Origin of the sequence: Arthrobacter sp. H14 (genome assembly GCF_000520495.1) — a bacterium.
Classification (GTDB): Bacteria; Actinomycetota; Actinomycetes; order Actinomycetales; family Micrococcaceae; genus Arthrobacter_C.
The window spans coordinates 1-934 of sequence record NZ_AZRX01000526.1; the positions used below are offsets into that span (position 1 = coordinate 1).

Below are 934 nucleotides of genomic sequence, written 5' to 3' on the forward strand. Positions count from 1 at the left end.
GCGACCGGGCCGATGCCGGGGATTTCATCCAGGCGTGCCGCCGCTTCCGCGAAAGGGGCCAGCGCCACCTCGATCTGCGCGTCGACCGCAGCGATATCTGCGTTGATGCGATCGACGCGTTCGACGCGTTCGAGCATGGTGGCCAGCAGGAACCGGTGGTGGTCATCGAAGTGGCCAGTGAAGGCTTCCTCGAGGGCGCCGATCTTGGTGCGCATGCGGGCCCGTGCCATTTGCGCCAAGACTTTTGGGTTCCGTTCCCCATTGATCAGCGCGGCCATCATCGCCCGGCCGGAGACCCCGAAAATGTCCGAGGCGACAACGGAGAGCTTGATGCAGGCATCCTCGAGGAGTTTCTCCACCCGGTTCTTCTCCGCGCCCCGGACCCCGACGAGATCGATCCGGTACCTGGTCAGATCCCGCAGCTGGCGGATCGGTACCGGCGGGACGAAACTTGGACGCAGCATCTGGCGTTCGGCGACCTTACACAGCCAGACCGCGTCGATCACATCCGTTTTGGGCCGGCCCGGCAGGTGCTTCACGTCGCGGGCGTTGACCAGCCACGGATCCAACCCGTGGGCCTCCAGCAGATAAAATACCGGTTTCCAGTAATCGCTGGTCGCCTCCATCACCACCCGCTCGACCCCCAGATCCAGGAGGTGATGAGCCAACTCGGTCAATGACCGGGTCATCGTCGAGTGCGTCGAGACTTCCTGCAACCGCTTCCTCGAACCCTCCGGACCGGGAACCCGGACACAACACGCTACTTCGGCCTTGCCAATATCCAGGGCAGCAACCCTGGCAATAATCTGTTCCTCATCCTGGGACTGCGCCAACACGGCCCTCGCCCGACCTTTCCCTACCCTCGTACCTGATATGGACAGGTGGCCGCCTGCGGGAATCACAACGGGGAAAAGCTGAATCTAGTCCTCGTGCT

General features: G+C 63.0%; 1 protein-coding gene. It reads right to left on the minus strand.

The genetic code is table 11. The features are described from left to right. A partial coding sequence (locus tag Y707_RS0102255) for an IS110 family RNA-guided transposase (protein ID WP_035780009.1) occupies window positions 1-836 on the minus strand: 836 nt, incomplete at its 3' end. Window positions 837-934 lie beyond the last annotated feature (98 nt).